The 25345-nt window shown below is 62.1% G+C and carries 20 protein-coding genes; 12 read left to right on the top strand and 8 right to left on the bottom strand.

All coding sequences use genetic code 11. The annotated features are described in order from the left end of the window. Nucleotides 1–76: 76 nt before the first annotated feature. From HWX91_RS40335 to HWX91_RS40325, 3 genes are all read right to left on the bottom strand, one after another. Nucleotides 77–403 (bottom strand): hypothetical protein, encoded by a 327-nt coding sequence (locus HWX91_RS40335; protein WP_028200406.1) that lies wholly within the window; start codon nt 401–403, stop codon nt 77–79. A gap of 137 nt (nt 404–540) precedes the next feature. Next, nucleotides 541–1002: a RidA family protein gene (locus tag HWX91_RS40330; protein ID WP_028200405.1), complete on the bottom strand. Its 462-nt coding sequence runs from the start codon at nt 1000–1002 to the stop codon at nt 541–543. Between the two features lie 109 nt (nt 1003–1111). Beyond that, the gene (locus tag HWX91_RS40325) at nt 1112–1999 is read right to left on the bottom strand and encodes an IclR family transcriptional regulator (RefSeq protein ID WP_081833264.1); all 888 of its coding nucleotides are present in this window, start codon (nt 1997–1999) and stop codon (nt 1112–1114) included. A 118-nt stretch (nt 2000–2117) separates the two neighbouring features. On the opposite strand from HWX91_RS40325, the gene HWX91_RS40320 reads away from it, so the two are divergent. The 3 genes from HWX91_RS40320 (at nt 2118) to HWX91_RS40310 (ending at nt 6047) form a co-directional block, all read left to right on the top strand. Continuing rightward, entirely contained in the window at nt 2118–3320 is a 1203-nt protein-coding gene (locus tag HWX91_RS40320) for an aminotransferase class V-fold PLP-dependent enzyme (protein WP_028200403.1), read from the top strand. Nucleotides 3321–3477: 157 nt separating this feature from the next. Further along, the gene (locus HWX91_RS40315; RefSeq protein ID WP_028200402.1) at nt 3478–4596 is read left to right on the top strand and encodes a porin; all 1119 of its coding nucleotides are present in this window, start codon (nt 3478–3480) and stop codon (nt 4594–4596) included. An 80-nt stretch (nt 4597–4676) separates the two neighbouring features. Then, on the top strand, nt 4677–6047 hold the full coding sequence (locus HWX91_RS40310) for a GntT/GntP/DsdX family permease (protein ID WP_028200401.1): 1371 nt from the start codon (nt 4677–4679) through the stop codon (nt 6045–6047). Nucleotides 6048–6095: 48 nt separating this feature from the next. Here the strand turns inward: HWX91_RS40310 and HWX91_RS40305 are convergent, their stop codons facing one another. The 4 genes from HWX91_RS40305 to HWX91_RS40290 all read right to left on the bottom strand — a co-directional run bounded on the left by HWX91_RS40305 (nt 6096) and on the right by HWX91_RS40290 (nt 10725). Then, a complete protein-coding gene (locus tag HWX91_RS40305; RefSeq protein WP_028200400.1) occupies nt 6096–6932 on the bottom strand; it encodes an alpha/beta fold hydrolase in 837 nt (278 codons plus the stop codon). 8 nt (nt 6933–6940) lie between these two features. Then, nucleotides 6941–8530 (bottom strand): benzoate-CoA ligase family protein, encoded by a 1590-nt coding sequence (locus HWX91_RS40300; RefSeq protein WP_028200399.1) that lies wholly within the window; start codon nt 8528–8530, stop codon nt 6941–6943. A gap of 108 nt (nt 8531–8638) precedes the next feature. Then, nucleotides 8639–10237 carry a 3,4-dehydroadipyl-CoA semialdehyde dehydrogenase gene (locus HWX91_RS40295; protein ID WP_028200398.1) on the bottom strand — a complete coding sequence of 533 codons (1599 nt, stop codon included), beginning with the start codon at nt 10235–10237 and terminating at the stop codon, nt 8639–8641. Between the two features lie 8 nt (nt 10238–10245). Beyond that, the gene (locus tag HWX91_RS40290; RefSeq protein WP_028200397.1) at nt 10246–10725 is read right to left on the bottom strand and encodes a DUF4863 family protein; all 480 of its coding nucleotides are present in this window, start codon (nt 10723–10725) and stop codon (nt 10246–10248) included. 184 nt (nt 10726–10909) lie between these two features. Here HWX91_RS40290 and HWX91_RS40285 point away from each other — a divergent pair, with 184 nt between their 5' ends. The 4 genes from HWX91_RS40285 (at nt 10910) to boxA (ending at nt 16522) form a co-directional block, all read left to right on the top strand. Beyond that, the gene (locus tag HWX91_RS40285) at nt 10910–11902 is read left to right on the top strand and encodes a helix-turn-helix transcriptional regulator (RefSeq protein ID WP_028200396.1); all 993 of its coding nucleotides are present in this window, start codon (nt 10910–10912) and stop codon (nt 11900–11902) included. A gap of 117 nt (nt 11903–12019) precedes the next feature. Then, a complete protein-coding gene (gene boxC / locus HWX91_RS40280) occupies nt 12020–13690 on the top strand; it encodes a 2,3-epoxybenzoyl-CoA dihydrolase (protein WP_028200395.1) in 1671 nt (556 codons plus the stop codon). A 107-nt stretch (nt 13691–13797) separates the two neighbouring features. Continuing rightward, nucleotides 13798–15225, top strand: coding sequence for a benzoyl-CoA 2,3-epoxidase subunit BoxB (gene boxB, locus HWX91_RS40275; protein WP_028200394.1), 1428 nt, complete (start codon nt 13798–13800; stop codon nt 15223–15225). A gap of 58 nt (nt 15226–15283) precedes the next feature. Continuing rightward, nucleotides 15284–16522, top strand: coding sequence for a benzoyl-CoA 2,3-epoxidase subunit BoxA (boxA, locus tag HWX91_RS40270; protein WP_028200393.1), 1239 nt, complete (start codon nt 15284–15286; stop codon nt 16520–16522). 93 nt (nt 16523–16615) lie between these two features. Here boxA and HWX91_RS40265 read toward each other — a convergent pair whose 3' ends face one another. Continuing rightward, nucleotides 16616–17380: a TetR/AcrR family transcriptional regulator gene (locus HWX91_RS40265; RefSeq protein ID WP_028200392.1), complete on the bottom strand. Its 765-nt coding sequence runs from the start codon at nt 17378–17380 to the stop codon at nt 16616–16618. Nucleotides 17381–17682: 302 nt separating this feature from the next. Here HWX91_RS40265 and HWX91_RS40260 point away from each other — a divergent pair, with 302 nt between their 5' ends. From HWX91_RS40260 to hydA, 5 genes are all read left to right on the top strand, one after another. After that, nucleotides 17683–18963 carry a Zn-dependent hydrolase gene (locus tag HWX91_RS40260; RefSeq protein WP_028200391.1) on the top strand — a complete coding sequence of 427 codons (1281 nt, stop codon included), beginning with the start codon at nt 17683–17685 and terminating at the stop codon, nt 18961–18963. A 108-nt stretch (nt 18964–19071) separates the two neighbouring features. Beyond that, nucleotides 19072–20421, top strand: a complete 1350-nt coding sequence (locus HWX91_RS40255) for an NAD(P)-dependent oxidoreductase (RefSeq protein WP_028200390.1) — start codon at nt 19072–19074, stop codon at nt 20419–20421. A gap of 67 nt (nt 20422–20488) precedes the next feature. Next, nucleotides 20489–21817 carry an NAD-dependent dihydropyrimidine dehydrogenase subunit PreA gene (preA, locus tag HWX91_RS40250; protein WP_028200389.1) on the top strand — a complete coding sequence of 443 codons (1329 nt, stop codon included), beginning with the start codon at nt 20489–20491 and terminating at the stop codon, nt 21815–21817. A gap of 117 nt (nt 21818–21934) precedes the next feature. Beyond that, entirely contained in the window at nt 21935–23446 is a 1512-nt protein-coding gene (locus tag HWX91_RS40245; RefSeq protein WP_028200388.1) for an NCS1 family nucleobase:cation symporter-1, read from the top strand. A 100-nt stretch (nt 23447–23546) separates the two neighbouring features. Further along, nucleotides 23547–24998: a dihydropyrimidinase gene (gene hydA, locus HWX91_RS40240; RefSeq protein ID WP_028200387.1), complete on the top strand. Its 1452-nt coding sequence runs from the start codon at nt 23547–23549 to the stop codon at nt 24996–24998. The last annotated feature ends 347 nt before the right edge of the window (nt 24999–25345 follow it).

Here is a 25345-nt window from a genome sequence, read left to right as displayed (position 1 = left end):
TGGCTTTCGATCTTCGGTGAAGGAACGATGCACGCAACACGCGAGCTTCGCCCGCGCGAAGCGTGGCGCGCGAGACTCAATCTACGGTGTGAATGACAGGTGTGACGAGCGGCGTCGACGCGGCGGCGGACAATGCCGGGTCGGCGCTTGATGCAGGTAGTGCAGGGGTTTGAATCGTTACTGCGGTACTCTCGGGTGCGACGGAGGAAGGATTTGCCGACAGCACCGCGGCGCTGTTGCTGTCGCCGGTAGAGCCTTCGGTAGAGCTAACCGACTGGGTGTCCGCGGTTTTGTCGTCGTCGTTGCCGCAGGCGCCGAGCAATATGCAAAACGATACGGCGGCCAGTGCGCCTGCCAAACGTTTGCGACAGAAGGCAATGGACGGCTTCGACACAACGGACATGGCAATGTCTCCGGCACGAGGAGGATGCACCAGGGCAACCACGTGCCCAAGTCAGCGATGCGCAAGAATAGTCGCTGACCTGTGTAACTTTTGTGAAGATGTGGAAATTTGGGTATTTGTTGAGAATTGGGCGGCCGTCAATCCTGAATTGCGACAATCGCCTCGATCTCGACCGTGATATTGCCGGGCAGCGAGCCGACCCCGACCGCCGAGCGCGAATGCCGGCCGGCATCGCCGAATACATCGACGAACAGATCCGAGCAGCCGTTGATTACGCGCGGATGTTCGGTGAAATCGGGCGCGGCGTTGACCATGCCCAGCAGCTTGACCACGCGCTTCACACGCCGCAGGTCGCCCAGTTCGTTATGGAGCACGGCGAGCAGATTCAGGCCGACCATTTGCGCGTGGCGGTACGCTTCGTCCGCGCTGACGGTCGTGCCGACCTTGCCGGTCATCAGTGAGCCGGTTTCGTCGAGCGGGCCCTGGCCGGACAGAAACAATAGATTCCCCTCGCGTGTGCAGTGCGTGAAATTGCCGATCGGCGTCGGCACTTGCGGGAGCTTGAGGCCGCGCGTGTGCAGCCGGTCGTAGCAGTTCATCGATGGGGACGTGATGGTGAGCGGTCTGTTAAGGAGTTAGCGTTGCGCGCCGCGGCGGGCTTTCACGCGTTGTGCGTTGCGTTGCGTACGTCAGGGTCTTACGGATACATTACGCCGCCGGTTCCTGATCGCGATGCCGCCAGCCGAGGCGCGCCTCGATGCGAGCGGCCACGGCCTGCACGGCTTGCGCGAAGCGCTCGGTGCCGAGCGCGGCTTTCGCTTCGGGCATCACGATGGAAATCGTGAAGACGCACGCGCCTGTGTTGTCGAGCACGGGCGCCGCGAGACATGCCACGGACGCATCCGATTCGCCGATCTGAATCGACAGGCGTGCCTCCAACGCTTCGCGCGCAATCTGCGCGAGCACCTGCGGCCGGGTTTCCGCGCGGCCGGTCGGCGAGCTTTGCGCGTGCTGTGCGAAGAAGGCGACCCGTTCGGCATCCGGCAGATGCCCGACCAGCAAGCGGCCGGACGCGGTCCAGTTGAGCGGCACGCGGCTGCCCACTCGCGAAGTTACCCGAAAATGCCCGGGGCCTTCGGCCATTTGCTGCACGACCATCATGCCGTCTTCGAGTCCGCACACCTGCACGGTCTCTTCGACTTCCGCCGAGAGCCGCTGCATTTCTTCGTGCGCGACCGCAAGGTAGTCGAGCGAACTCGCGTACGTCAAACCATAACCATACAGACGCGAGCCGAGCCAGATCGTGCCGTCCATGCGCCGGGCCAGCAGGTTCTTCTCGACCAGATCGTTGATGATCGAATACACGGTGGAGAGTGGCGCGCCGACCATGCGCGCGACTTCATACGCGGTGGCGGGACGGTTCGCCTGCTGGAGCGCGTCGAGAATCTGCACGGCGCGATCGATCGCGCTGGTGCGGGTGCGCGGCGCCGCGCTTTCTTCACGGCTTGCAGCCTGGGTTGCGGTGCCGGCGGTTGCCGCGGCCGGCACTGCGGCGGGTACTGCTTCAGACGCGGAAGGTCGGGACGTGCGAGCCATCGTGCTCCTCTGACGCGAGATGTTTTTGTCCAGTTGACGCAGGTCGATTGTATGCTAGACTGATCCGCAATTACAACATATATTCCATAATTAAGAAATACCGGGTTGGAGGCGCTTCATGGACATTCGCTCTCGCTTTGGCTTACGCCCTGTCATCAATGCTTCGGGCACGATGACGAGTCTTGGCGCGTCCAGTGTCAGCGCAGCGGTAATCGACGCAGTAGCGCAAGTCCTGCCGCAATTCGTCGAAATCGACGATCTGCAGCGTCGCGCCTCGGCGGCGATCGCCGCTGCATGCGGCAGCGAAGCCGGCTATATCACCGCGTCGTGCTCGGCGGCGATCACGCTTTCCATCGCCGCGATCATGACGGGCGACGACCACGGCCTGATTGAACGGCTCCCGGACACGAGCGCCATGCCGCGCAATGAAGTCGTGATTCAAACCGGCCACCTCGTCAATTATGGCGCACCGGTGGACCAGGCGATCCGTCTGTCCGGCGCGCGGGTCGTGCCGGTGGGGGCGTCGACCGAGGCGCACGGCTATCAGTTGAATACCGCCATTACCGAACGCACCGCCGCGGCACTTTATGTGGTTTCGCATCATACGGTGCAATTCGGCATGATTCCGCTTGAAGAATTCATTGCCGTCGCGCATGCGAAGGGCGTGCCCGTGATCGTCGACGCGGCTTCCGAATACGACCTCAAGCGTTTCATCGCAGCGGGCGCCGATTTCGCGCTTTACTCGGCGCACAAATTTCTCGGTGGACTGACCGCGGGTATTGTCGCGGGCAAGAAAGCGCTGGTACGTGCCGCCTATTTCCAGAATGGCGGTATTGGCCGCGGCATGAAGGTCGGCAAGGAAGGTATCGTGGGCGCAATCGCCGCGCTCGAACAATGGCAGCGGCGCGACCCTGTCGCGATTCGCGCCCGCGAACGCGGCTACCTCACGCTGTGGCGCGAAACCTTGAATCGCTACGACGGCGTCTGGGCGGAGATCGACGCCGACCCGACCGGCAATCCGCTCGACCGCCTGAAACTGCATATCGATCCCGCGCAAGCTCGCATCACCGCGTGGGATCTCGCCGATGCGCTCGCGCGGCCGCCCGCAGGCGAGGCGCCGGTGATCGTGCGCGATCACGAAGCCGAGCTGGGTTTCTTCTTCCTCGACCCGTGCAATCTGCATCCGGGCGAGGAGCAGATCGTCCTGGCGCGGCTTACCGCCGAACTCGAGCGTGCGCGGCAGTCGCCAGAACCGGTCGTCACACCGTTCCATCTGCGCGACGCACGCCGCATTGCCGCGCGCCGGAACTGGCCTGACTGATTTTCCCCGGCCCATATCGATTCATCGATGACCGTTGTTTGACCGTAGCACCGGATCGCGACCCGGTGTTGCTTTGACTTGTCTGATCAGTACTACTTATATAGCTGGAACATCGTTGTGTAACCGGCATTTGTCTCTCTTTCGACTTGAGGAAACCATGAAGCACAAACAGATTCTTCGCACAGCCATTGCCTTCGCTGCCGCTGGGCTAGCCGTGCAGGCCGCCCATGCGCAAAGCAGCGTGACGCTGTACGGCATTGTCGATGCCGGCTTTACCTTCACCAATAACCAGAAGGGCGAGAAGGCGTATCAGGCGACCCAGGGCAATGTGCAGGGCTCGCGCTGGGGCCTGCTCAGCACCGAGGATCTGGGCGGCGGCAACAAGGTCATGTTCAAGCTCGAGAACGGTTTTAGCCTGGAGAGCGGCGCATCCGGTCAGGGCGGCCGCATGTTCGGCCGTAGCGCATGGGTGGCGCTGTCCAACAAAACGGCGGGTACGATCACGCTCGGCCGTCAGTACAACAGCGTGCAGGATTATCTGTCGAACATGCAGATCAATGGCATTGGCGCGATGAGTCAGTACGGCAACGCGATCTACGACAACGACGATATCAACAATACGTACCGTACCGATAACGCGATCAAGTACACCTCGCCGACCTATGCAGGGCTTACCGCGAACGCAATGTACGCGTTCTCGAATACGGCGGGCCAGTTCGCCAACAATCGTGCATGGAGCGTCGGCGCCGATTACGTGAATGGTCCGCTGCGTCTCGACGCGGCCTACTCGCTGGTCAATCAGCCGGCCAGCAATACCGCCGGCGCGGCGCCGTCGGACAACTACTACGGCACCAGCTCGTCGATCATCAGCGGCGTGCAGCGCAACCAGGTGTGGGGCGCGGGCGGCTCGTACGTGTTCGGGCCGGCCACCGTCCTGCTGCTGTACACGAACTCGCAATTCCGGTTGCTCAACGGCGGCAGCCTGCATTTCGCCAACTATGAAGCCGCGGTGAAGTATCAACTCACGCCGGCCGCGCTGCTCGCGCTGGGCTACATCTACACGACGCAGAACGCCAGCGGCACCACGGCCACCAATGCGCACTACAACCAGTTGAGTCTCGGCGGCGAGTACTTCCTGTCGAAGACCACCGACCTCTACCTGAACGGCATCTACCAGCGCGGCTCCGGTTCGCACGCCTGGGTCGAAGGCATTTCGAATCCGTCGAGCAACAACGGCCAGTTCGTGACCGTCGCCGGCATCCGCCACAAGTTCTAAGTCCGCCGCCCGCGCCGCTGCTCATACAACATTCCGCTTAACGGAAGCCGCGGCGCGGCTCTATCTCTTCAGGAGCACCTATGGCGACCGTTCAAGGAAGTCTGTTACTCGTCTATGCATTGATTGCCATCATCGCGCTGGTTGTGCTGATTGCGCGCTTCAAGATGAATCCGTTCATCACGTTGATGATGGTGTCGGTAGCGTTGGCGCTCGCCGTCGGCATGCCGGCGACGTCGATTCTCAAGTCGTTCGAAACCGGTGTGGGTGGCACGCTCGGTCACATTGCCATCGTGGTCGGGCTCGGTACGATGCTCGGCAAGATGATGGCCGAGTCGGGCGGCGCGGAGCGTATCGCGCGTACGCTGATCGACCTGTTCGGGCCGAAAAACGTGCATTGGGCGATGATGTGCATCGCGTTCCTCGTCGGCCTGCCGGTGTTTTTCGAAGTCGGTTTCGTGCTGCTGATTCCGATCGCGTTCAACGTGGCGCAGCGAACCGGCACGTCGATGATACGCGTCGGTATTCCGATGGTGGCGGGTTTGTCCGTCGTGCACGGTCTGATTCCGCCGCACCCGGCTGCGCTGCTCGCGGTCACGGCGTACAACGCGGATATCGGTCATACGATTTTCTACGCATTGATCGTCGGCATTCCGACCGCGGCCGTTGCGGGCCCGCTGTTCTCCAGGCTGATCGCGCGCTTTGTCGTGCTGGATGGCGTCAATCCGATGGCGCAGCAGTTCATCGAACAGGATGCGAAGCGCTCGCAGCAGGAACTGCCGGGTTTCGGCATCACGCTGCTGACGGTCCTGCTGCCGGTGTTGTTGATGCTGGTTGGCAGCTGGGCCGATCTGATCGTGCCGGCCAAATCGTCGTTGAACAATGCACTGCGTCTGATCGGCCATCCGGATATGGCGCTGCTGCTGGCCGTGCTGTTGAGCTTCTACACGTTCGGCAAGTCGCGCGGCTTTAACCGTGAGCAGATTCTCAAGTTTACCAACGAGTGTCTTGCGCCGACCGCGAGTATCACGCTGGTGGTGGGAGCGGGCGCGGGTTTCGGACGCATCCTGATCGACAGTGGCGCATCGAAGGCGATCGTCGATGTCGCGACGGGCGCGCACGTGCCGCTGCTGATTCTCGCGTGGCTGGTGGCGGCGTTGATTCGCGTGGCGACCGGTTCGGCAACTGTCGCCATGGCGACGGCGGCCGGCATCATCGCACCGATTGCCGCAGCGGCGGCGGGCACGGTGGGCGGTGTGCGGCCCGAGTTGCTGGTGCTGGCCACGGGCGCAGGTTCGCTGATCCTGTCGCACGTGAACGACGGCGGTTTCTGGCTCGTGAAGGAGTACTTCGGCATGACAGTGCCGCAAACCTTCAAGACGTGGACCGTCTGCGAAACGATTATTTCAGTGACGGCGCTGGTCTTGACGTTGGGCCTTTCGACCGTGATTTGAACGGGGAGTCTTGTCGCGGCGCGTCTTGAGGACGCGCCGCGATTCTGTTCAGCGCTGCCGCGAGATAAAGGCCGCAATCGCATCATTCAGCGCGTCCGGCGCGTCGCGATGCGGCGAATGTCCGCAAGCGTCAAGCTTAACCAGTTGCGCGTGCGGCACGCGCTCGCCAATCGTATCGATCTGCGCCATCGTGCCGTAGTTGTCGTCGCGGCCTTGTATCGCGAGCAGAGGCCGCCTGATCTCGCCCAGTTCGTCGACTATGCGCCATTCCCTGAACGCCGGATTCAACCAGATATCGTTCCAGCCATAGAACGCGGAATCGACATCGGCATGATAGCGGCTGAGCTTGCTTCGCAGATCCGTGGTTTCGAAGAGCTGCCGGGTTTGTGCGATGCTCTGCACCGAAATGTCTTCGACGAATACATGCGGCGCGATGGCGACCGCGCCGGCCAATTCGTCCGGGTGCAGCGCCGCATAGAGCAGCGTGATCGAGCCGCCGTCGCTATGGCCGATCAACCACATGCGTTTGCGTTCCTGCGCGCCGATATCGAGCGCATCGAATAATGCGGGCAGGATATCGCGCGCCTGTGCGGTCATGAAATCGACCGGCCATTTGACCTCGTGCGCGCGCGGTGTGGACAAGCCATAACCGGGCCGCGAATAGACGAGACCGCGCATGCCGAGACGCTCGCACAAGGCCTGCGGCCAGTCGCGCCACATCGCAATCGATCCGAGCCCTTCATGCAGGAATACGGCGATGGGCGCATGGGCTGCCGCCTGATTCAGCCAGCGGTATTCGATGCGCAACGGCCCGTGCGAGGGTGTGGCGGCCAGTTCCGCAAAGTTGCTGGTCGAGACCGGGGCCGCGGTTACGGGGTTCTGCATGGATCACCTTATGACTGTTCGCGCAGTTTGAAGCGTTGAATCTTGCCGGTAGCGGTTTTCGGCAAATCGTCGACGAACAGAATATCGCGCGGGTACTTATGCGGCGCGAGCCGTTCCTTGACGAAAGCCTTCAGTTCATCCGCAAGTATCTCAGACGGCGCGTACTCACGCTTTAACACCACGAACGCGCGGGTCTTCACGAGGCCGCCATGATCGACGCCGACCACCGCCGCTTCCAGCACGGCGTCGTGCTGCATCAGAACCATTTCCACTTCGACGGGCGAGACATACTGGCCGCTCACTTTCAGCATATCGTCGCTACGGCCCGCATACACGTAGCAGCCGTTCGCAAGCCGGCGGTATTTGTCGCCGCTTCGAATCCACTCGCCGAGGAACGTGGCGCGCGTTTTCTCGCGATTGCTCCAGTACATGAGCGCCGCGCTCGGTCCTTTGATGTACAGGTCGCCGACTTCGCCGTCGGGCACCGGGAGACCGGCTTCGTCGCGCAGCTCGACTTCGTAGCCGGGTACAGGGCGGCCGGTGGTGCCGTATTCGACAGCCCCCGCGCGATTGGACAGGAAGATGTGCAGCATCTCGGTCGAGCCGATGCCGTCAAGAATCTCGCAGCCGAAGTGAGCGGTAAAGCGTTCACCGATTTCGCGCGGCAACGCTTCGCCCGCGGACGTGCACACGCGCATCGCGACATCGGCACGCGCAGGCAGATTGGGCGAGACGAGCATGCTGGCGTAGAGCGTCGGCACGCCGTAGAAAACGCTCGGGCGATACCGCACGAGGCGTTTGAAAATTGCGTCCGCGGTGGGACGCTCGGCCATCAACACGGCCGTGGCGCCGACCGAGAGCGGGAATGTGAGGCCGTTGCCCAGACCGTACGCGAAGAACAGTTTGGCCGCGGAAAAGACCACGTCGCTTTCGACGATGCCGAGAATCGGCTTCGCGTACAACTCAGCGGTCCAGTACAGATTCGCGTGTGTGTGCACCGTGCCTTTCGGCTTGCCGGTAGAACCTGACGAGTACAGCCAGAACGCGATATCGTCGCAACCGGTCGTGCATGCTTTGCTAGCCGGAGCGGCCACGTCGAGCAGATCTTTGAGGCATGGAGTGGCTACGGATTCGTTCTCGGGCTGTGAGACGATCAACTGGCAACCGTCGTGTTCGGCCGTATCGAGCGCCTGAACGACAGTTGGCAGCAACGCGCCCGACGCGATCACGGCGCGCGCGTGACTGTGCGTCAGCATATACACGTAGTCGGCAGCGGTGAGCAGCGTGTTCGCAACGACCGGCACCACGCCCGCATAGAGCGCGCCGAGAAACGCGATCGGCAGTTCGACGGTATCGAGCATCACCAGCAGCACGCGTTCTTCCGGATGCACGCCGAGCGTGCGCAATGCGCTCGCGAAACGCCGGGCCCGGTCCTCCAGTTCGCCGTAGGTGGTGTTGCCGGTGTCGTCGATATAAGCGGTCTTGCCGGCGCGCGATTGATTCAGTCGAAACAGATAGGCCGCGAAATTGAATACCGCGGGCGGCGGTTCGGCCGTCACGGCGGGCTGATGAGCAGCCGGTTCCAGCAGGGCTTCCATATGTCTCCTCCAACGGGTGGGGGCGGTCCGGCGGTTATGTGCTCATGATCCGCGCGATGCTTACTGCCTGATTGCTTCCTTCTTCGCTTCGTGCCTGTCTCGTGCGCGCTATGCCACGGGCAAATGCGTGGCTTGCGTCAATGCGTCGAGTGCGGCGCCCGCTGCCTGAACGGCTGAGCGCCTGTGGTAGAAACCCAGGGCACGAATGCCGCCGAGCTCTTCGCCGCCACCCGCGCGGCCCGGTCCACCATGCAGCGACATCGGCATCACGTTGCCGTGGCCGGTCTGGCTCTGCTGTACCGCGGGCGAGATCGCGTGGACACGTCCATGCGTATCGGCGAGTTCCAGTGCGAGCTTGCCAGGATGGGCGTCGTCGTTCGAATAGATCGAAGCGACAAGCGAGCCCTGGCTGCGTCGCGCGAGCGCGATGGCGTGCGCTTCCGGGAGAGTCCCGCTTGCTGCCGCAGCGACGCGATACGGCGCCACGGTTGCGACTGGCCCAAACACTTCGATGTCATGCAGCAGCGTCGCGCTATCGGGATCGTTGACCACGAACAGATGCGGTCCGACGCAAGCCGAAATCGCTGCATCGGCATCGACAAAGGGTGCCGCCGAGCCGTCGTAGGCGACCACCGCTTCCTCGCGCAACGCGGCGATGCCGGCCAGCACGTTGTCGCGTTGCTCGCGGCTGACGAGCGAGCCCATTCGCACGGCCTCGTTGCGCGGATTGCCGACAGTGATTTTCGCGAGCTTTGCCTTGAGGGCTTCGAGCACCGCTTCGAGCGATGCTTCCGGCACGAATGCACGCCGGATCGCCGTGCATTTCTGGCCGGACTTCACGGTCATCTCCCGCACTACCTCCTTGATGAACAGTTCGAAGGCGAGGGTATCGGGCGTTGCATCGGCACAGAGAATCGCGCTGTTGAGGCTGTCGGCCTCGACATTCAGCCGTGCGCCGCGCTCGACGAAAGCGGGATGCGCACGCAAGGTTGCAGCGGTTTGCGCGGAGCCGGTGAACGACACCACGTCGAAGGCCTGAACCTGATCGAGCAGACCCGCAGAACTGCCGCAGATGATCGATAGCGCGCCGGGCGGAAGAATGCCCGCGTCGACCACGTCGGCAACCATTCGTTGCGTAAGCCATGCTGTCGCCGTGGCGGGCTTGATGATCACCGGTACGCCGGATAGCAGAGCCGGCGCTGCCTTCTCCCACAAACCCCACGACGGAAAATTGAACGCGTTGATAAAGAGCGCGACGCCGCGCGTCGGCGTGAGCACGTGCTGCACGCTGAACGACTGGTCCTTGCTCAGCGATACGGCGTTGCCGTCGCGCAGCGCATGCACGTCGCCGAGCGAGGCGCCGAGTTTCGCGTAATACGACAGCGTGAAGATGCCGCCGTCGATGTCGACCGCCGAATCATTGCGCGTGGTGCCTGAGTTCGCGGTTGCGATCGCGTAGTAGTCGTCGCGTTTCGTCTGCAGCATTTTGACGATCTCGGCGAGGCGGGCGGCGCGCTGCGCATAGGTCAGCGCGCGCAAGGCGCCGCCGCCTTCTTCTCGCGCGAAAGCGAATGCATGGGTGAGATCGAGGCCCTGGCTGGAGACGCGCACGAGCGCTTCGCCGGTGACCGGGTCGGTCAATGTGACGCCGTCGCCGCTGCCCGCGACCCATTGGCCTGCCACGTAGTTTTTCAATAGTTCGGTCATGGCGAGTCTCAGGCGGAAGGAGGCGGGGCGGTGAATTCGATTGCGCCTTGCGGCAGCAGATACAGCACCAGGGCTTGGCCGTTCGCGACGGTCGGACGATGCGCGCTGCCGGGGCCGTACACGCACCAGCCGGCCGGATGACCGTCGAAGGTGGCGCCTTCGGTGAGCGGCATGATCAGATCGATTTCGCCGTTCGGGTGTACGTGGTGCGGACCGGCAATATCCTTCATATCGACGACGTCCACCGAAAAACCGTGGGTTTCCGGCAAGGCCTTGAAGATCCGGCCGTAGCGAATTCCGCCGCCTTCGCGGTTGCACAGCCAGCCTTCAGCCACGCCCGTGCGGCAGGCCTCCGTCAGACTGCGGAAGGTCGCGCTATCCGCGGGATACGTGTCGTTGAGCCATGCGGCCAGCGTGCTGTCGAGCGGCCGTCCGGCAAGTTGCTCGGTGACGCCGGCAATCAGGCGTTGGAAGGTGTGTGGGGACATGCAAGCCTCCAGATCGACGCGCGCACGCACGTTAATTCATGCGTGTCGCCGCGCCGTTTCCGTGACGCTGCCGAAAAACTTCGACAGCGTTTGTTATTGGATCAATATTTGGCGAAAATTAACCGTTCACTCTGCGCCTGTCAAGCACTATAGTACATGTAACGTATTCGAGAGGCAGTTAAACATGAACCAAAATTACTCTTCCACATCGCTGGATGATTCTGCCGATGAAGACGCAAGCCGCACGGAACGGGCCGCCGGCGCCACTGAGCGCGCCGGCGAACGCGAGGAGCGCGATCCTTTTCTGACGGCGATGGGCGAGCGTGTGCGCCTGCTGCGCGCGCGCCGCGGCATGACGCGCAAGACGCTGGCGACCGAAACCGGCTTGTCCGAGCGTCATCTGGCGAATCTGGAGTCCGGGGTGGGCAACGCGTCGGTGCTGGTGCTGCGGCAAATCGCGGCGACGCTGAACTGTCCGCTGGCTGAAGTCATCGGCGACGAAACCACCGCATCCGCCGAATGGCTGCTGATCCGCGAATTGCTGCAAGGGCGCGACCAGGCGGCGCTGCAGCGCGCCCGCGTGGCGCTTGCCGAGATGTTCGCGCAGGCACCGCGCGACCCGCATCGCAAGGACCGGATCGCGCTGATCGGTTTGCGTGGGGCCGGCAAGTCGACCCTCGGGCGGATGCTGGCGCAGGAGCGCAAGGTGCCGTTCGTCGAACTCACGCGCGTGATCGAGCAACTGGCTGGCTGCCCACCGTCCGAGATTCATTCTCTCTATGGTGCGAGCGCATACCGGCGCTATGAGCATCGCGCGCTCGAGGCGGTGATTCAGGAACATGAGCGCGCGGTGATCGCGTCGCCGGGCGGGCTGGTATCGGAGTCCGGCACTTTCAACGCATTGCTGTCGCACTGCTTCACCGTATGGCTGCAGGCCACGCCGGAAGAGCATATGCGCCGTGTCGTCGCGCAAGGCGACCTGCGCCCGATGTCCGGCAACAAGGAGGCGATGGACGACCTCAAGCGCATCCTGGCGGGGCGCAGCGAACTGTACGGCCGCGCCGACATGACCTTCGACACCAGCGAAAAAACTTTGGCCGACGCCTACTTGCAACTGCGTGACCGGCTTGCAGCAAGGCTCGCGGCTGAATCGCCGGATGAGGCACGGGTGAGCTGACGTGCAGCAGAGTTCCAGGGTTTACTAGCAAACATGAACTAAAGTGCTTTACACGGGGTTGGCGATGCACTATTGTTCGAGAAACAAGTTTCGCATCGTCCAGTCAGGAGACGCCCCATGTCCACAGCAGAAACCGCAATCGCGCCGGTCGATTACCGCACCGATCCCTCGCAGTACAAGCATTGGAAGCTGAGTTTCAACGGTCCGGTCGCGACCCTCGGCATCGATATCGCCGAGGACGGTGGCATCCGTGACGGTTACAAGCTGAAGCTGAATTCATACGACCTCGGGGTCGATATTGAACTGCACGACGCGATACAACGGATCCGCTTCGAGCATCCCGAAGTCAGGACGGTCGTGCTGACGAGTCTCAAGGACCGCGTGTTCTGCTCGGGCGCGAACATCTTCATGCTGGGCCTCTCCACGCATGCGTGGAAGGTCAACTTCTGCAAGTTCACCAACGAAACGCGCAACGGTCTCGAAGACTCGTCACGTCATTCAGGTCTGAAGTTTCTCGCTGCCGTGAATGGTGCGTGCGCGGGCGGCGGTTATGAACTCGCGCTCGCCTGCGATGAAATCTATCTGGTGGATGACCGCTCGTCGTCGGTATCGCTGCCGGAGGTGCCGCTGCTGGGCGTGCTGCCGGGCACCGGCGGCCTGACGCGCGTCACCGATAAACGCAAGGTGCGTCACGATCGTGCGGACATCTTCTGCACGGTGGTGGAAGGCATTCGCGGTGAACGCGCGAAAGCATGGCGTCTCGTGGATGAAGTCGTGAAGCCGAATCAGTTCGATCAGACGATTCAGGCACGCGCGCTTGAACTCGCCGAACAGAGCGATCGCCCGTCGGATGCGCAAGGCGTGATGCTTACGCGTATCGAACGCACCGATCGCGAAGACGGCCTGACTTACAAAACGCTCGACGTGACGATCGATCGTGCGAAACGCATCGCCACTTTTACGGCCAAAGCGCCGCAAGCCGGACAACCCACCGGAATCGACGCGATCGTCGCCGCCGGCACGAATTGGTGGCCGCTGCAGTTCGCCCGCGAACTCGACGACGCGATCCTGTCGATGCGCACCAACGAGCTCGACGTCGGTACCTGGGTCTTCAAGACCGAAGGCGATGCACGCAATCTGCTTGCCGCCGACGCCACGCTGATGCAGCACAAGGACCACTGGTTCGTGCGCGAGACCATCGGTCTCCTGCGCCGCACGCTGGCGCGTATCGACGTGTCGTCGCGTTCGCTGTTCGCGCTGATCGAACCGGGCTCGTGCTTTGCGGGCACCTTCGCGGAACTCGCGTTTGCCTGCGACCGCAGCTATATGGCGGCACTGCCGAGCAACGAAGACGAAGAGCCGGCCATCACGCTGTCGGAAGTCAACTTCGGTCTCTATCCGATGGTCACGCATCAATCGCGCCTTGCGCGGCGCTTCTATGAAGAAGTCGAGCCGCTCGACGCGGTGCGCTCGAAGATCGGTCAGGCGATCAAACCGGTTGAAGCCGAGCGTCTGGGCCTCGTGACCGCTTCGCCCGACGATATCGATTGGGCCGATGAAATCCGCATCGCGCTCGAAGAACGTGCGGCCATGTCGCCGGATGCCTTGACCGGCCTCGAAGCGAATCTGCGCTTCAACGGCCCGGAAACCATGGAGACGCGTATTTTCGGGCGTCTCACTGCATGGCAGAACTGGATCTTCAACCGGCCGAACGCAGTGGGCGAGAAGGGCGCGCTCAAGGTGTACGGCAAAGGCAGCAAGGCGCAATTCGACGTCTCGCGTGTTTGAGTTTCTTTGACACGACACCACACGACACGACGTAACGTTTAGCGACGCCACCTGCCCGGCGCGCGCCTCTCATCCGCAAGCTCTGTATTCCGACCAGGGAACCGACCATGTCTACGATCAATTACAGCGAAAAGATTCCGAACAACGTCAATCTCGCCGACGACCGCGCACTGCAGCGCGCGCTCGAACAATGGCAGCCGAATTTTCTGTCGTGGTGGGGCGATATGGGCCCGGAAGGCTCGCATGGCTACGACGTGTATCTGCGCACGGCGGTGAGCGTCGACGCGGGCGGTTGGGCGCATTTCGATCACGTGAAGATGCCGGACTATCGCTGGGGCATTTTCCTAACACCCGGCGAGCAGGACCGCAAGATTCATTTTGGCGAGCATAAGGGTGAGGCGGCGTGGCAGGACGTGCCCGGCGAGCATCGCGCGAATCTGCGCCGCATTATCGTGACGCAAGGCGATACGGAACCGGCTTCGGTGGAACAGCAGCGGCATCTGGGTCTGACCGCGCCGTCCATGTACGACCTGCGCAACCTGTTCCAGGTGAACGTTGAAGAAGGCCGCCACCTGTGGGCGATGGTCTACCTGCTGCACCGTTACTTCGGCCGCGACGGTCGTGAGGAAGCCGAAGCACTGCTCGGTCGCCGCTCGGGTGACGATGACAATCCGCGCATTCTCGGCGCGTTCAACGAGAAAACGCCGGACTGGCTGGCGTTCTATATGTTCACGTACTTCACCGACCGTGACGGCAAGTTCCAGTTGTCGGCGCTCGCGGAATCGGGTTTCGATCCGCTCGCACGCACCACGAAGTTCATGCTGACCGAAGAAGCGCATCACATGTTTGTCGGCGAATCGGGTGTGTCGCGCGTGATCCAGCGCACCGCGCAGGTGATGAACGAACTGGGCACGGACGACGTCGCGAAGATTCGCGCGGCCGGCGTGATCGATCTGCCGACAATCCAGCGTTATCTGAACTTCCACTATTCCGTGACGATCGACCTGTTCGGCGCCGACCATTCGTCGAATGCGGCCACGTTCTATAGCTCGGGCCTGAAGGGCCGCTATGAAGAGAACAAGCGCGACGACGATCATCAATTGAACGGTCAAAGCTACAAGCTGCTCGACGTGCAGGACGGCAAACTGGTAGAGCGCGAAGTGCCGATGCTCAACGCGATGAACGAAGTGCTGCGCGACGACTACATTAAGGATTCGGTGGCGGGCGTCGGCCGCTGGAACAAGGTGCTCGAGAAGGCCGGCATCGATTTCCGCATGACGGTGCCGCATAAAGCGTTCAACCGTCAGATCGGCACCTTTGCGGGCACTCGTGTGTCGCCCGATGGCCGGGTGGTCAGCGAAACCGAGTGGGCTGCCAACGAAGCGAAGTGGCTCGCAACGCCGGAAGACCGCGCGTATGTCGCCTCGTTGATGGGCCGGGTGGTCGAGCCCGGCAAGTTCGCGAACTGGATTGCGCCGCCGGCCATGGGTGTGAACCGTCAGCCGGTCGATTTCGAGTACGTGCGCTTTAACTAAGTACGGTGATTGGAAAAGCGCGGTGTCGTATTCGCGCGAATATAGGGTGGAGGAAGTCATGAACGGCCCAGTATCGATCGAAGTTCTCAGGCAGCATCTGATCGATCCGGAAATCTGCATTCGCTGCAATACCTGCGAAGAGACTTGCCCGGTCGATGCGATCACGCACGACGAGAACAACTATGTCGTCAAGGCGGATGTTTGCAACGGCTGCATGGCATGCGTGCCACCATGTCCCACCGGCGCGATCGATAACTGGCGCACCGTGCTGAAGGCCGATGCATATCCCATTGACGAGCAACTCAAATGGGACGTGCTGCCGGAGCAGAACACGATGGCCGTGCCGGCGCCGGAAGAGGGCGACACCGGCGCACCAGGCGATGCGGCTGCAGACGCGAGCGGTATCGAAGTCGATACCGTGCGCGGCTCGGTCGTGCCGCCGTGGTCTGCCGCGAAGCCCTACGTGAATCTCTATACCCACAAGGCGCCGACTACCGCAACGGTGGTCGGCAACTACCGGCTCACCGACGCGTCGACCGATAGCGATATCCATCACATCGTGCTCGATTTCGGTTCGATGCCTTTCCCGGTTCTGGAAGGCCAGTCGATCGGCATCCTGCCGCCTGGAGCCGCTGCCGATGGCCGCACGCATCACGCGCGGCAATATTCGATTGCGAGCCCACGCGACGGCGAACGCCCAGGCTATAACAACGTTTCGCTTACCGTGAAGCGGGTTTCCCGACAGCACGGCGACGCGCTCGACGGAGTCTGCTCAAACTATCTGTGCGATCTGAAGAAGGGCGACGTCGTGAGCGTGATCGGCCCATTCGGCGGCACGTTCCTGATGCCGAATCATCCGAACTCGCATCTGCTGATGATTTGCACGGGTACCGGATCGGCGCCGATGCGCGCGATGACCGAGTACCGCAGGCGGCGTCGCCTGAAAGGCGCGACCGGCAAGCTGATGTTGTTCTTCGGCGCGCGCACCAAAGAAGAGTTGCCGTACTTCGGACCGTTGACGAATCTGCCGAAGGATTTCATCGATACGAATCTGGCGTTCTCGCGTACGCCGGGTCAGCCCAAGCGCTATGTGCAGGACGCGATGCGTGAGCGTGGGGTGGACGTCGCGCATATGCTCAAGGACGACAACACGCATATCTACGTGTGCGGATTGAAGGGTATGGAAGATGGTGTGCTGCAGGCGCTCAAGGAAATCGGCGAGCAGCATCAACTCGACTGGGAAGCGCTATGGCTGAAGCTGAAGCGGGAAGGGCGGCTGCATCTGGAGACGTATTGAACGGGTAAGGGAGGAGCTAAACCGCTAAAGCGATCTCACGCACTAGTATGAAAACCGGCTGACCGTGAAAAACGCAGCCGGTTTTTTTGCTTTCTATCTGGACGGGTCCGCGCCGTCCTCGTGCTGCGCCGGCGACACCGCGCCACACGCGCGGATCACCAACTGCACGACTTCCTCCGTGGTTGCTTCGAATGCCTTCTGCGTCAGCGCGCGCTTGCCTTTGAGCGCGCGAATCTGCGCGTCGAAGTCGGCGTAATGCTGGGTGGTCGCCCAGATCATGTACATCAATGTTTGCGCATTCACCGGCGCCAGCAGTCCGCGTGCGATCCAGTTGTCGATCACCTTCACCCTGCTGTCCAGCCAGGGCTTCACGCGTCCCGTGAGAATGTCCTCCATGTGTTCCGCGCCGTGAATGATCTCGCTCGCCCATACCTTCGAGCCTAAAGGCCGGCGGCGCGACAACTCCATTTTCGCGCGTACGTATCCGCCGATCGCTTCGACCGGATCGTCGCTGCATTCGAACGTATCGGCCGCGCGGTGCCAGTCCTCGAACAGGTCTTCCAGCACACGGCGGTACAACGCGAGCTTCGTTGGGAAGTAGTAGTGCACGTTGGCTTTCGGTAAGCCTGCGCGTTCCGCGATCATCGCGGTGCTGGTGCCGTCGAGTCCTCGTTCCGCGAAAACGGCTTCGGCGCACGCCAACAAATGCATTTCATTCGACTCGCGAATGTGCGCCTTGCGCCGCCGCAAAGGTGCGGGCGTTTCGTCCTGTGTCTCGTTGTTTTCCGTGATGTCGGCAGCCACGTTGTCGTCTCTCATGTTGGCCTTCATCGGCATGTGTGCCGCGTCGGGCTTCATTCTAGTCGTTTGAGCGCGGATGGGCGCACGCATTCGATGCCGCCGATAAACGCGTGCTGCACTGCAATGGCACGCTTCTCGCTATGTTTTCCGCCGTACGAAAGGTATTGATTTGGCGGGCTTAATCGTCTACAACCTGTCCAACTGGACAGGATTGAGAGAGCGGGCGATGCCCCAGGGTTTGCCCTCTGAACAGGGGGCGATCGAAGGCATCAAACGTGCACCGCCGCCGTGCGGCCATGCCCCAAAACCCGCCGCCCCTGCACCAGTTTCATGTCGGTTCACCGAAAGGAGCGAGACGAATGAACGCGGTATCCGAAGCGCTGAAGAGCGCAGAACCCACTACGTCGATCAAGGTCGACGGCAAGCGGTTGTGGGACAGCCTGATGACGATGGCGAAGATCGGCGCGACGCCCAAAGGCGGCGTCTGCCGGCTGGCGCTGACCGATCTCGACAAACAGGGACGTGATCTGATCGTGAGCTGGGCGAAGGAAGCCGGCTGCACGATCAGTGTCGATCAGATGGGCAATGTGTTCATGCGCCGCGCCGGCCGCAATCCCGCTGCGTTGCCGGTCATGACGGGTTCGCACGCGGACTCGCAGCCGACTGGCGGCCGCTTCGACGGAATCTACGGTGTGCTCGGCGGACTCGAAGTAATTCGCAGTCTGAACGATCATGGCATCGAGACGGAACATCCCATTGAAGTGGTGATCTGGACTAACGAAGAGGGCTCGCGTTTCGCGCCTGCTATGGTGGCCTCCGGTGTATTCGCCGGCGTCTTCACGCTGGAGTACGGTCTCTCGCGCAAGGACGTGGACGGCAAGACCATCGGCGAGGAACTCAAGCGGATCGGCTATGCCGGCGATCTTCCGTGTGGCGGCCGCCCCTTGCACGCCGCGTTCGAATTGCACATCGAGCAAGGGCCGATTCTCGAAGCCGAGCAAAAAACCATTGGCGTGGTGACCGACGCGCAAGGTCAGCGCTGGTACGAAATCACGCTGACGGGGCAAGAGGCCCACGCAGGTCCCACGCCTATGCCGCGCCGTCGCGATGCTTTGCTTGGCGCCGCGCGCGTGGTCGATCTGGTCAATCGCATCGGGCTGGATAACGCGCCGTTCGGTTGCGCGACGGTCGGCATGATGCAGGTCTATCCGAACTCGCGCAATGTGATTCCCGGTCGTGTGTTCTTCACGGTCGATTTTCGTCATCCGGACGATGCCGTGCTCGCGAAGATGGATGCCGCGTTGCGTCAAGGCGTGGCGGATATCGCTGGCGCGATTGGTCTTCAAACCGAACTCGAACAGATCTTTTATTACGCGCCAGTGGCTTTCGATGAAGCCTGCGTGAAGTCCGTGCGGGCCGCGGCCGAACGCTTCGGCTACCCGCATCGCAACATGGTGTCCGGGGCGGGTCACGACGCCTGCTATCTGTCGCAAGTCGCACCCACCTCGATGGTGTTCGTGCCCTGCGTCGACGGGATCAGTCACAACGAGATCGAAGACGCCACCTTCGAATGGATCGAGGCGGGCGCCAACGTGTTGCTGCACGCGATGCTGGAACGAGCGTGCGAGCCGGTTTCATAACGCTTTAGCGGTAGCCTCACCGTAGTGCCCATAAAACAAGCCGTCCCGGCTCCGCTTCAGCGCAGCCGGCAGGACCGGCTACGTCCTCACATCGAAGAAGGAACGTGTATGGCCATCAAGCAAACCGGCGATATTGCAGCTCACCGTCTATCGGCCGATCAACTCTCGTGCGAGTTCTCGGACATCGCGCCGCTGCTCGACGCAAGTGCGGCGGCTGCGGCGGCGAGCCGCTGCCATTATTGCTACGACGCGCCCTGTGTGAACGCGTGTCCGACTCAAATCGATATTCCCAGTTTCATTCGCAAGATCGGCAACGGCAATCTGAAGGGCGCAGCCGTCGACATTCTGTCGGCCAATCCGTTAGGCGGCATGTGCGCGCGCGTTTGCCCGACCGAGATCCTGTGCGAGGGCGCTTGCGTGCGCAACCACCAGGATGCGAAGCCGGTGGCGATCGGCGCGCTGCAACGGCATGCGACCGATTGGGCGATGGCGCGCGGTGAAGTGCTATTCAAACGCGCGGCCGAAACAGGACGGCATGTCGCGGTGGTCGGTGCGGGACCTGCCGGCCTCGCGTGTGCGCATCGGCTCGCGTTGGCCGGCCATAACGTGACCATCTATGACGCGCGCGAGAAAGCGGGCGGCCTGAACGAATACGGCATCGCCGCTTACAAAACCGTCGACGATTTCGCTCAGCGCGAAGTGGCGTGGCTGTGCTCGATCGGCGGCATCGAGATCCGGCATGGCGTAACGCTTGGACGCGACGTGGATCTCGACACGCTGCGCAAGCAGCATGACGCGGTCTTCCTCGCGATTGGTCTGACGGGTGTGCGCGCGTTGGCAATGGAAGGCGAAGACCTGAGCGGCGTGATGAACGCGGTGGATTTCATCGAGCAGGTACGCACCGCGAACGACCTCGGCACGGTGCCGGTGGGCCGCCGGGTCGTTGTGATCGGCGGCGGCAATACGGCCGTGGATGCCGCCGTGCAAAGCCGCAAGCTCGGCGCGAGTTCGGTGACGATGGTGTATCGGCGCGGCGTCGAGTCGATGAGCGCGACGTGGGCGGAACGCGACTTCGCGCAGACCAGCGGCGTCACGCTGGTCACGCACGCGACGCCCGTGCGTTTGATCGGAGACGGCGGTGTAGTTACCGGCGTCGAATTTGAACGTACGTCAGGCGATGGCGATCATGAACGCTTCGTAGTCGAAGCCGATATGGTGCTCAAGGCAATTGGGCAGACCCTCGTGCCCGTCGGTATCGCGCGCGAGCTGCTGACGCTCGACGGCAGCCGCATTGCCGTCGACGCAAACGGACAAACCTCGTTGCGCGGCGTGTGGGCGGGCGGCGATTGCGCGGCAACGGGTGGGATCGATCTGACGGTGCAAGCGGTGCAGGACGGCAAAACCGCTGCGGCCGCGATTGACGCCGAGTTCGCCCGCACGGCCGTCAAAGCCGCGTAAGGCGGCATAAACCTGCCTTAGCCACGCTTCACACAAGATAAAACAGCAGTCCCCCAAGGAGCCGAACATGGCCGATCTGCGCTGTACGATTGCCGGCATTACGTCGCCGAATCCTTTCTGGCTCGCCTCCGCGCCGCCGACCGATAAAGCCTATAACGTGAACCGCGCGTTCGAGGCGGGCTGGGGCGGGGTGGTATGGAAAACGTTGGGCCTCGACCCGCATGTGGTGAACGTCAGCTCGCGCTACGGCGCCGTGCAATGGAACGGCCAGCGCATCGCGGGCCTGAACAACATCGAACTGATTACCGACCGTCCACTCGACGTCAACCTCAAGGAAATCGCGCAGGTCAAACGCGACTGGCCCGAGCGAGCGATGATCGTTTCACTGATGGTGCCGTGCAACGAACGCGACTGGAAGTGGATCTTGCCGCTCGTCGAAGATACCGGCGCCGATGCGGTGGAATTAAACTTCGGCTGCCCGCACGGCATGAGCGAGCGGGGTATGGGGGCAGCGGTGGGCCAGGTGCCCGAGTACATCGAAATGGTTACGCGCTGGGTGAAAGAAGGCTCGAAGCTGCCGTGCCTCGTCAAACTCACGCCGAATATCAGCGACATCCGCCTCGGTTCGCGGGCGGCCTATAAAGGCGGCGCGGACGGCGTGTCCCTGATCAACACGATCAACTCGATTGTCGCGGTGGATCTCGATGCTATGTCGCCGTTGCCGATGGTCGACGGCAAAGGCACGCACGGCGGCTACTGCGGACCGGCGGTCAAACCGATCGCGCTGAATATGGTGGCAGAAATCGCACGCGACGTGGAAACGCCGAATCTGCCGATCTCCGGCATCGGCGGTATTTCGACGTGGCGCGATGCGGCCGAATTCATGGTGCTCGGCGCGGGCAGCGTGCAAGTTTGCACCGCGGCGATGCATTACGGATTTCGCATCGTCTCCGATCTCGCGGATGGCCTCTCGAACTGGATGGACGAGAAAGGTTACGCGACGCTCGACGACATTCGCGGCCGTGCGGTACCGAACGTCACCGACTGGCAATACCTGAACCTCAAATACGACATCAAGGCGCGCATCGATCAGGACAAGTGCATCCAGTGCGGCCTTTGCCATATCGCCTGCGAGGACACGGCTCACCAGGCGATCATGAAAGAAAAAGATGGCGTTCGGCATTTTGAAGTGATGGACTCCGAATGTGTCGGCTGCAATCTGTGCATGCATGTGTGCCCGGTCGAGCAGTGCATCACGATGGAGCGGGTGGACAGCGGCGAGTACGCGAACTGGACCACGCATCCGAACAACCCTGCGCGGGTCAATGCTGGAGCAGGCGACACGTCGGATGCGGCTGAAGCGGTCGAGCACGCTCATGCCGCAAAGGCAGCCTGAAACATGGGCTATCTGTAAGAAAGGAAACGCAGCGCTTGTACTGAACCTGGTGTTTTCCCAAGGCCCGACGCGCCATCAGAAGCCGCGCGGGCCTCAACGATCAGTGGAGATCTTTCGATGAAGCAGACAGCGCAACCCGTCGATCCGCAGTTTGCGGCCGGCGCGCAGGGCAGCAGTCTTTATAACGACGACCTCGCGCCCACCGGCATCGCGCAGCGTACGTGGCGGTGGTATCACTTTGCCGCGCTCTGGGTCGGGATGGTGATGAACATCGCGTCATACATGCTTGCGGCCGGTTTGACGGAGGAAGGCATGTCACCGTGGCAGGCGGTGGCGACCGTGCTGCTCGGCAATCTGATCGTACTGGTGCCGATGTTGCTGATCGGGCATGCAGGCGCGAAGCACGGCATTCCCTACGCGGTGCTGGTGCGCTCCTCGTTCGGCACGCAAGGCGCGAAATTGCCGGCGATGCTGCGGGCGATCGTCGCGTGCGGCTGGTACGGCATTCAGACATGGCTTGGCGGCAGCGCGATCTACACGCTGTTGAACATTCTGACCGGCAACGCGCTGCACGGCGCGGCCTTGCCGTTTCTCGACATCTCGCTCGCGCAACTCGCGTGTTTCCTGGTGTTCTGGGCACTGCAGATCTACTTCATCATTCACGGCACCGATTCGATCCGCTGGCTCGAAAGCTGGTCCGCGCCGATCAAGATCGTGATGTGTATCGCGCTGGTGTGGTGGGCGACCTCGAAGGCAGGCGGACTCGGCTCGATGCTGTCGGCGCCGTCGCAGTTCGTGCCCGGCGGCAAGAAGGAGGGCATGTTCTGGGTGACTTTCTGGCCTGGTCTCACTGCGATGGTCGGTTTCTGGGCCACGCTGGCGCTGAACATTCCCGACTTCACCCGCTTTGCCAGGACGCAGCGCGATCAGGTGATTGGCCAGTCAATCGGCTTGCCGATTCCGATGGCGCTGCTCTCGGTGATCTCCGTGGTGGTGACCTCGGCGACGGTGGTGATCTACGGCAAGGCGATCTGGGACCCGATCGACCTGACGAGCCGGATGACCGGCATCGGCGTCGGCCTTGCACTGATTATCCTGACGCTCGATACGATGTGCTGCAATCTGGCGGCGAATCTCGTCGGCCCGGCTTATGACTTTTCGAGCCTGTGGCCCAAGGGTATTTCATACCGCGTCGGCGGCATGATTACCGCGACCATCGCCATCGTGATGATGCCGTGGAAGATTCTCGCCACCACGCAGGGCTATATCTTCACCTGGCTGGTCGGCTACTCGGCGTTGCTCGGTCCGGTGGCGGGCATTCTGATGGTTGACTATTTCCTGATTCGCGGCACGCGCCTGAACGCGCGTGAACTGTTCGACGAGCACGGGGAGTACAGCTACACCGGCGGCTGGAATATCGGTGCGGTGGTGGCGCTTGTGATCGGCGTGCTGCCCAATCTGCCCGGCTTTTTGCATACCGCGTTTCCGGCATCGTTCCCGAACGTTCCGGCCGTTTTCAATACGCTCTATACCTATGCCTGGTTTGTCGGGCTCGCGTTGGCGTCGATCGTATACAGCGCATGGATGAAGCTGAGCAAGGGGCCGAGCGCGCGCGTGGCGAGTGCGTGAGTGGACGAATGCTTGAATGCATGCGCATGAACCAGGCGCGCAGCAGACGAAATAGGTAATACGTAGCACCGAAACCAGCAGTTCATAAGGAGGCGGCAACATGACGACCCTGATTCGCGGCGGCACGATTATCGACGCGGACGACACGTATCGTGCGGACGTGTTGTGTGCGGACCCGCAGGATGGCGGCACGATCCTGCAGATCGGAGCGGACCTGGCAGCGCCGGCCGGCGCCACGATCGTCGATGCGGGTGGGCAGTATGTGATGCCCGGCGGCATCGATCCGCATACGCACATGGAATTGCCGTTCATGGGCACCACGGCCAGCGACGATTTCTATACCGGTACGGCCGCGGGTTTATCGGGCGGCACGACCAGCATCATCGACTTCGTGATCCCGAGTCCGAAGCAGCCGTTGATGGAGGCGTTCAAGGAATGGCGCGGCTGGGCTGAGAAGGCTTCGGCGGATTACGGTTTTCACGTCGCGGTGACATGGTGGGACGATTCGGTCTATCGCGACATGGGCACCCTGGTGCACGAACATGGCGTGTCGAGTTTCAAGCACTTCATGGCCTACAAGAACGCGATCATGGCCGACGACGAAGTGCTGGTGAACAGCTTTTCACGTTCGCTCGAACTCGGCGCGCTGCCTACCGTGCATGCGGAAAACGGCGAACTGGTGTTTCAGTTGCAGCGTCAGTTGCTGGCAAAAGGCTTTACGGGCCCGGAGGCGCATCCGCTGTCACGGCCGCCGGAAGTCGAGGGCGAGGCTGCCAACCGCGCGATACGCATCGCCCAGGTGCTGGGCGTACCAGTCTACATCGTCCATGTCTCCTCGAAAGATGCGGTCGACGCGATTGCGCGCGCCCGCAGCGAAGGCCTTCGCGTGTTCGGCGAAGTGCTGCCGGGCCATCTGGTGATCGACGAAGCCGTGTATCGCGATCCCGACTGGACCCGAGCCGCAGCGCATGTCATGAGCCCGCCGTTCCGTTCCGCGGAGCATCGCGAATCGCTGTGGCGGGGGCTGCAGGCAGGGCAGTTGCACACCACCGCGACCGATCACTGCGTGTTCTGTGCGTCGCAGAAGGCGATGGGGCGCGATGACTTCACAAAGATCCCGAACGGCTGCGGCGGCGTTGAAGATCGCATGGCCGTGCTGTGGCATCACGGGGTGAATTCGGGGCGTCTCACGCCGAATGAGTTCGTGCGCATCACGTCGACCAATGCCGCGCAGATCTTCAACCTGTATCCGCGCAAGGGTGCGGTGCAGGTGGGCGCGGATGCCGACCTGGTCGTGTGGGACCCGGCGGCCAGCAAAACGATCTCGGTGAAGACGCATCATCAGAAGGTCGACTTCAACGTGTTCGAAGGAATGACGGTGCAGGGCGTGGCGATGCACACGCTCACGCGTGGCGCGCTGGCATGGACCGATGGCGAGTTGCGGGCCGTGCGTGGCGCCGGGCGTTATCTGAAGCGCCCGCCGAATCCGGCTTATTTCGATGCGATCCGGGTGGCCAACAAGCGCAAGGAGCCGCATCCGGTGGAACGGTAAGCCGTTTGCAATCTCATGGGCGGCTTGCCGGAGCCGCCCGGACCGACCCTTTTCGACGCCGCGCGTTCGCCGCGGCGACACCCCTCCCGCGTTTTCCCCGATGGCGTGCGGCACGTGTTCCGTGGTGCGATGCATGCCGCGTCTTCAATATCTGCTGTAAAGCCGAATTCGACGTTGCATGAGATGTTCTGGCTGTTCGCTTAGCACGCACGCGCATATTGATCGGAAACCTGATCCTTTGTAAAAACGCGGACCGTTTGCTACAGTCCGCCCACTCTGTCCGGCCTGGACGCCGGCGGAATGCCGCACACCAAACCATGCAAACGACGTAGCACACTTTACGGAGC

The organism is Paraburkholderia fungorum, assembly GCF_902833645.1.
GTDB classification, from domain to species: domain Bacteria; phylum Pseudomonadota; class Gammaproteobacteria; order Burkholderiales; family Burkholderiaceae; genus Paraburkholderia; species Paraburkholderia fungorum.
This window is presented reverse-complemented; position numbering and strand designations above follow the sequence as displayed.

Excerpts from the sequence above, each read along its gene's own strand:
- HWX91_RS40335 (WP_028200406.1), bottom strand. The coding sequence starts at position 403 with ATGTCCGTTGTGTCGAAGCCGTCCATTGCCTTCTGTCGCAAACGTTTG.
- HWX91_RS40330 (WP_028200405.1), bottom strand. The coding sequence starts at position 1,002 with ATGAACTGCTACGACCGGCTGCACACGCGCGGCCTCAAGCTCCCGCAA.
- HWX91_RS40325 (WP_081833264.1), bottom strand. The coding sequence starts at position 1,999 with ATGGCTCGCACGTCCCGACCTTCCGCGTCTGAAGCAGTACCCGCCGCA.
- HWX91_RS40320 (WP_028200403.1), top strand. The coding sequence starts at position 2,118 with ATGGACATTCGCTCTCGCTTTGGCTTACGCCCTGTCATCAATGCTTCG.
- HWX91_RS40315 (WP_028200402.1), top strand. The coding sequence starts at position 3,478 with ATGAAGCACAAACAGATTCTTCGCACAGCCATTGCCTTCGCTGCCGCT.
- HWX91_RS40310 (WP_028200401.1), top strand. The coding sequence starts at position 4,677 with ATGGCGACCGTTCAAGGAAGTCTGTTACTCGTCTATGCATTGATTGCC.
- HWX91_RS40305 (WP_028200400.1), bottom strand. The coding sequence starts at position 6,932 with ATGCAGAACCCCGTAACCGCGGCCCCGGTCTCGACCAGCAACTTTGCG.
- HWX91_RS40300 (WP_028200399.1), bottom strand. The coding sequence starts at position 8,530 with ATGGAAGCCCTGCTGGAACCGGCTGCTCATCAGCCCGCCGTGACGGCC.
- HWX91_RS40295 (WP_028200398.1), bottom strand. The coding sequence starts at position 10,237 with ATGACCGAACTATTGAAAAACTACGTGGCAGGCCAATGGGTCGCGGGC.
- HWX91_RS40290 (WP_028200397.1), bottom strand. The coding sequence starts at position 10,725 with ATGTCCCCACACACCTTCCAACGCCTGATTGCCGGCGTCACCGAGCAA.
- HWX91_RS40285 (WP_028200396.1), top strand. The coding sequence starts at position 10,910 with ATGAACCAAAATTACTCTTCCACATCGCTGGATGATTCTGCCGATGAA.
- boxC (WP_028200395.1), top strand. The coding sequence starts at position 12,020 with ATGTCCACAGCAGAAACCGCAATCGCGCCGGTCGATTACCGCACCGAT.
- boxB (WP_028200394.1), top strand. The coding sequence starts at position 13,798 with ATGTCTACGATCAATTACAGCGAAAAGATTCCGAACAACGTCAATCTC.
- boxA (WP_028200393.1), top strand. The coding sequence starts at position 15,284 with ATGAACGGCCCAGTATCGATCGAAGTTCTCAGGCAGCATCTGATCGAT.
- HWX91_RS40265 (WP_028200392.1), bottom strand. The coding sequence starts at position 17,380 with ATGAAGCCCGACGCGGCACACATGCCGATGAAGGCCAACATGAGAGAC.
- HWX91_RS40260 (WP_028200391.1), top strand. The coding sequence starts at position 17,683 with ATGAACGCGGTATCCGAAGCGCTGAAGAGCGCAGAACCCACTACGTCG.
- HWX91_RS40255 (WP_028200390.1), top strand. The coding sequence starts at position 19,072 with ATGGCCATCAAGCAAACCGGCGATATTGCAGCTCACCGTCTATCGGCC.
- preA (WP_028200389.1), top strand. The coding sequence starts at position 20,489 with ATGGCCGATCTGCGCTGTACGATTGCCGGCATTACGTCGCCGAATCCT.
- HWX91_RS40245 (WP_028200388.1), top strand. The coding sequence starts at position 21,935 with ATGAAGCAGACAGCGCAACCCGTCGATCCGCAGTTTGCGGCCGGCGCG.
- hydA (WP_028200387.1), top strand. The coding sequence starts at position 23,547 with ATGACGACCCTGATTCGCGGCGGCACGATTATCGACGCGGACGACACG.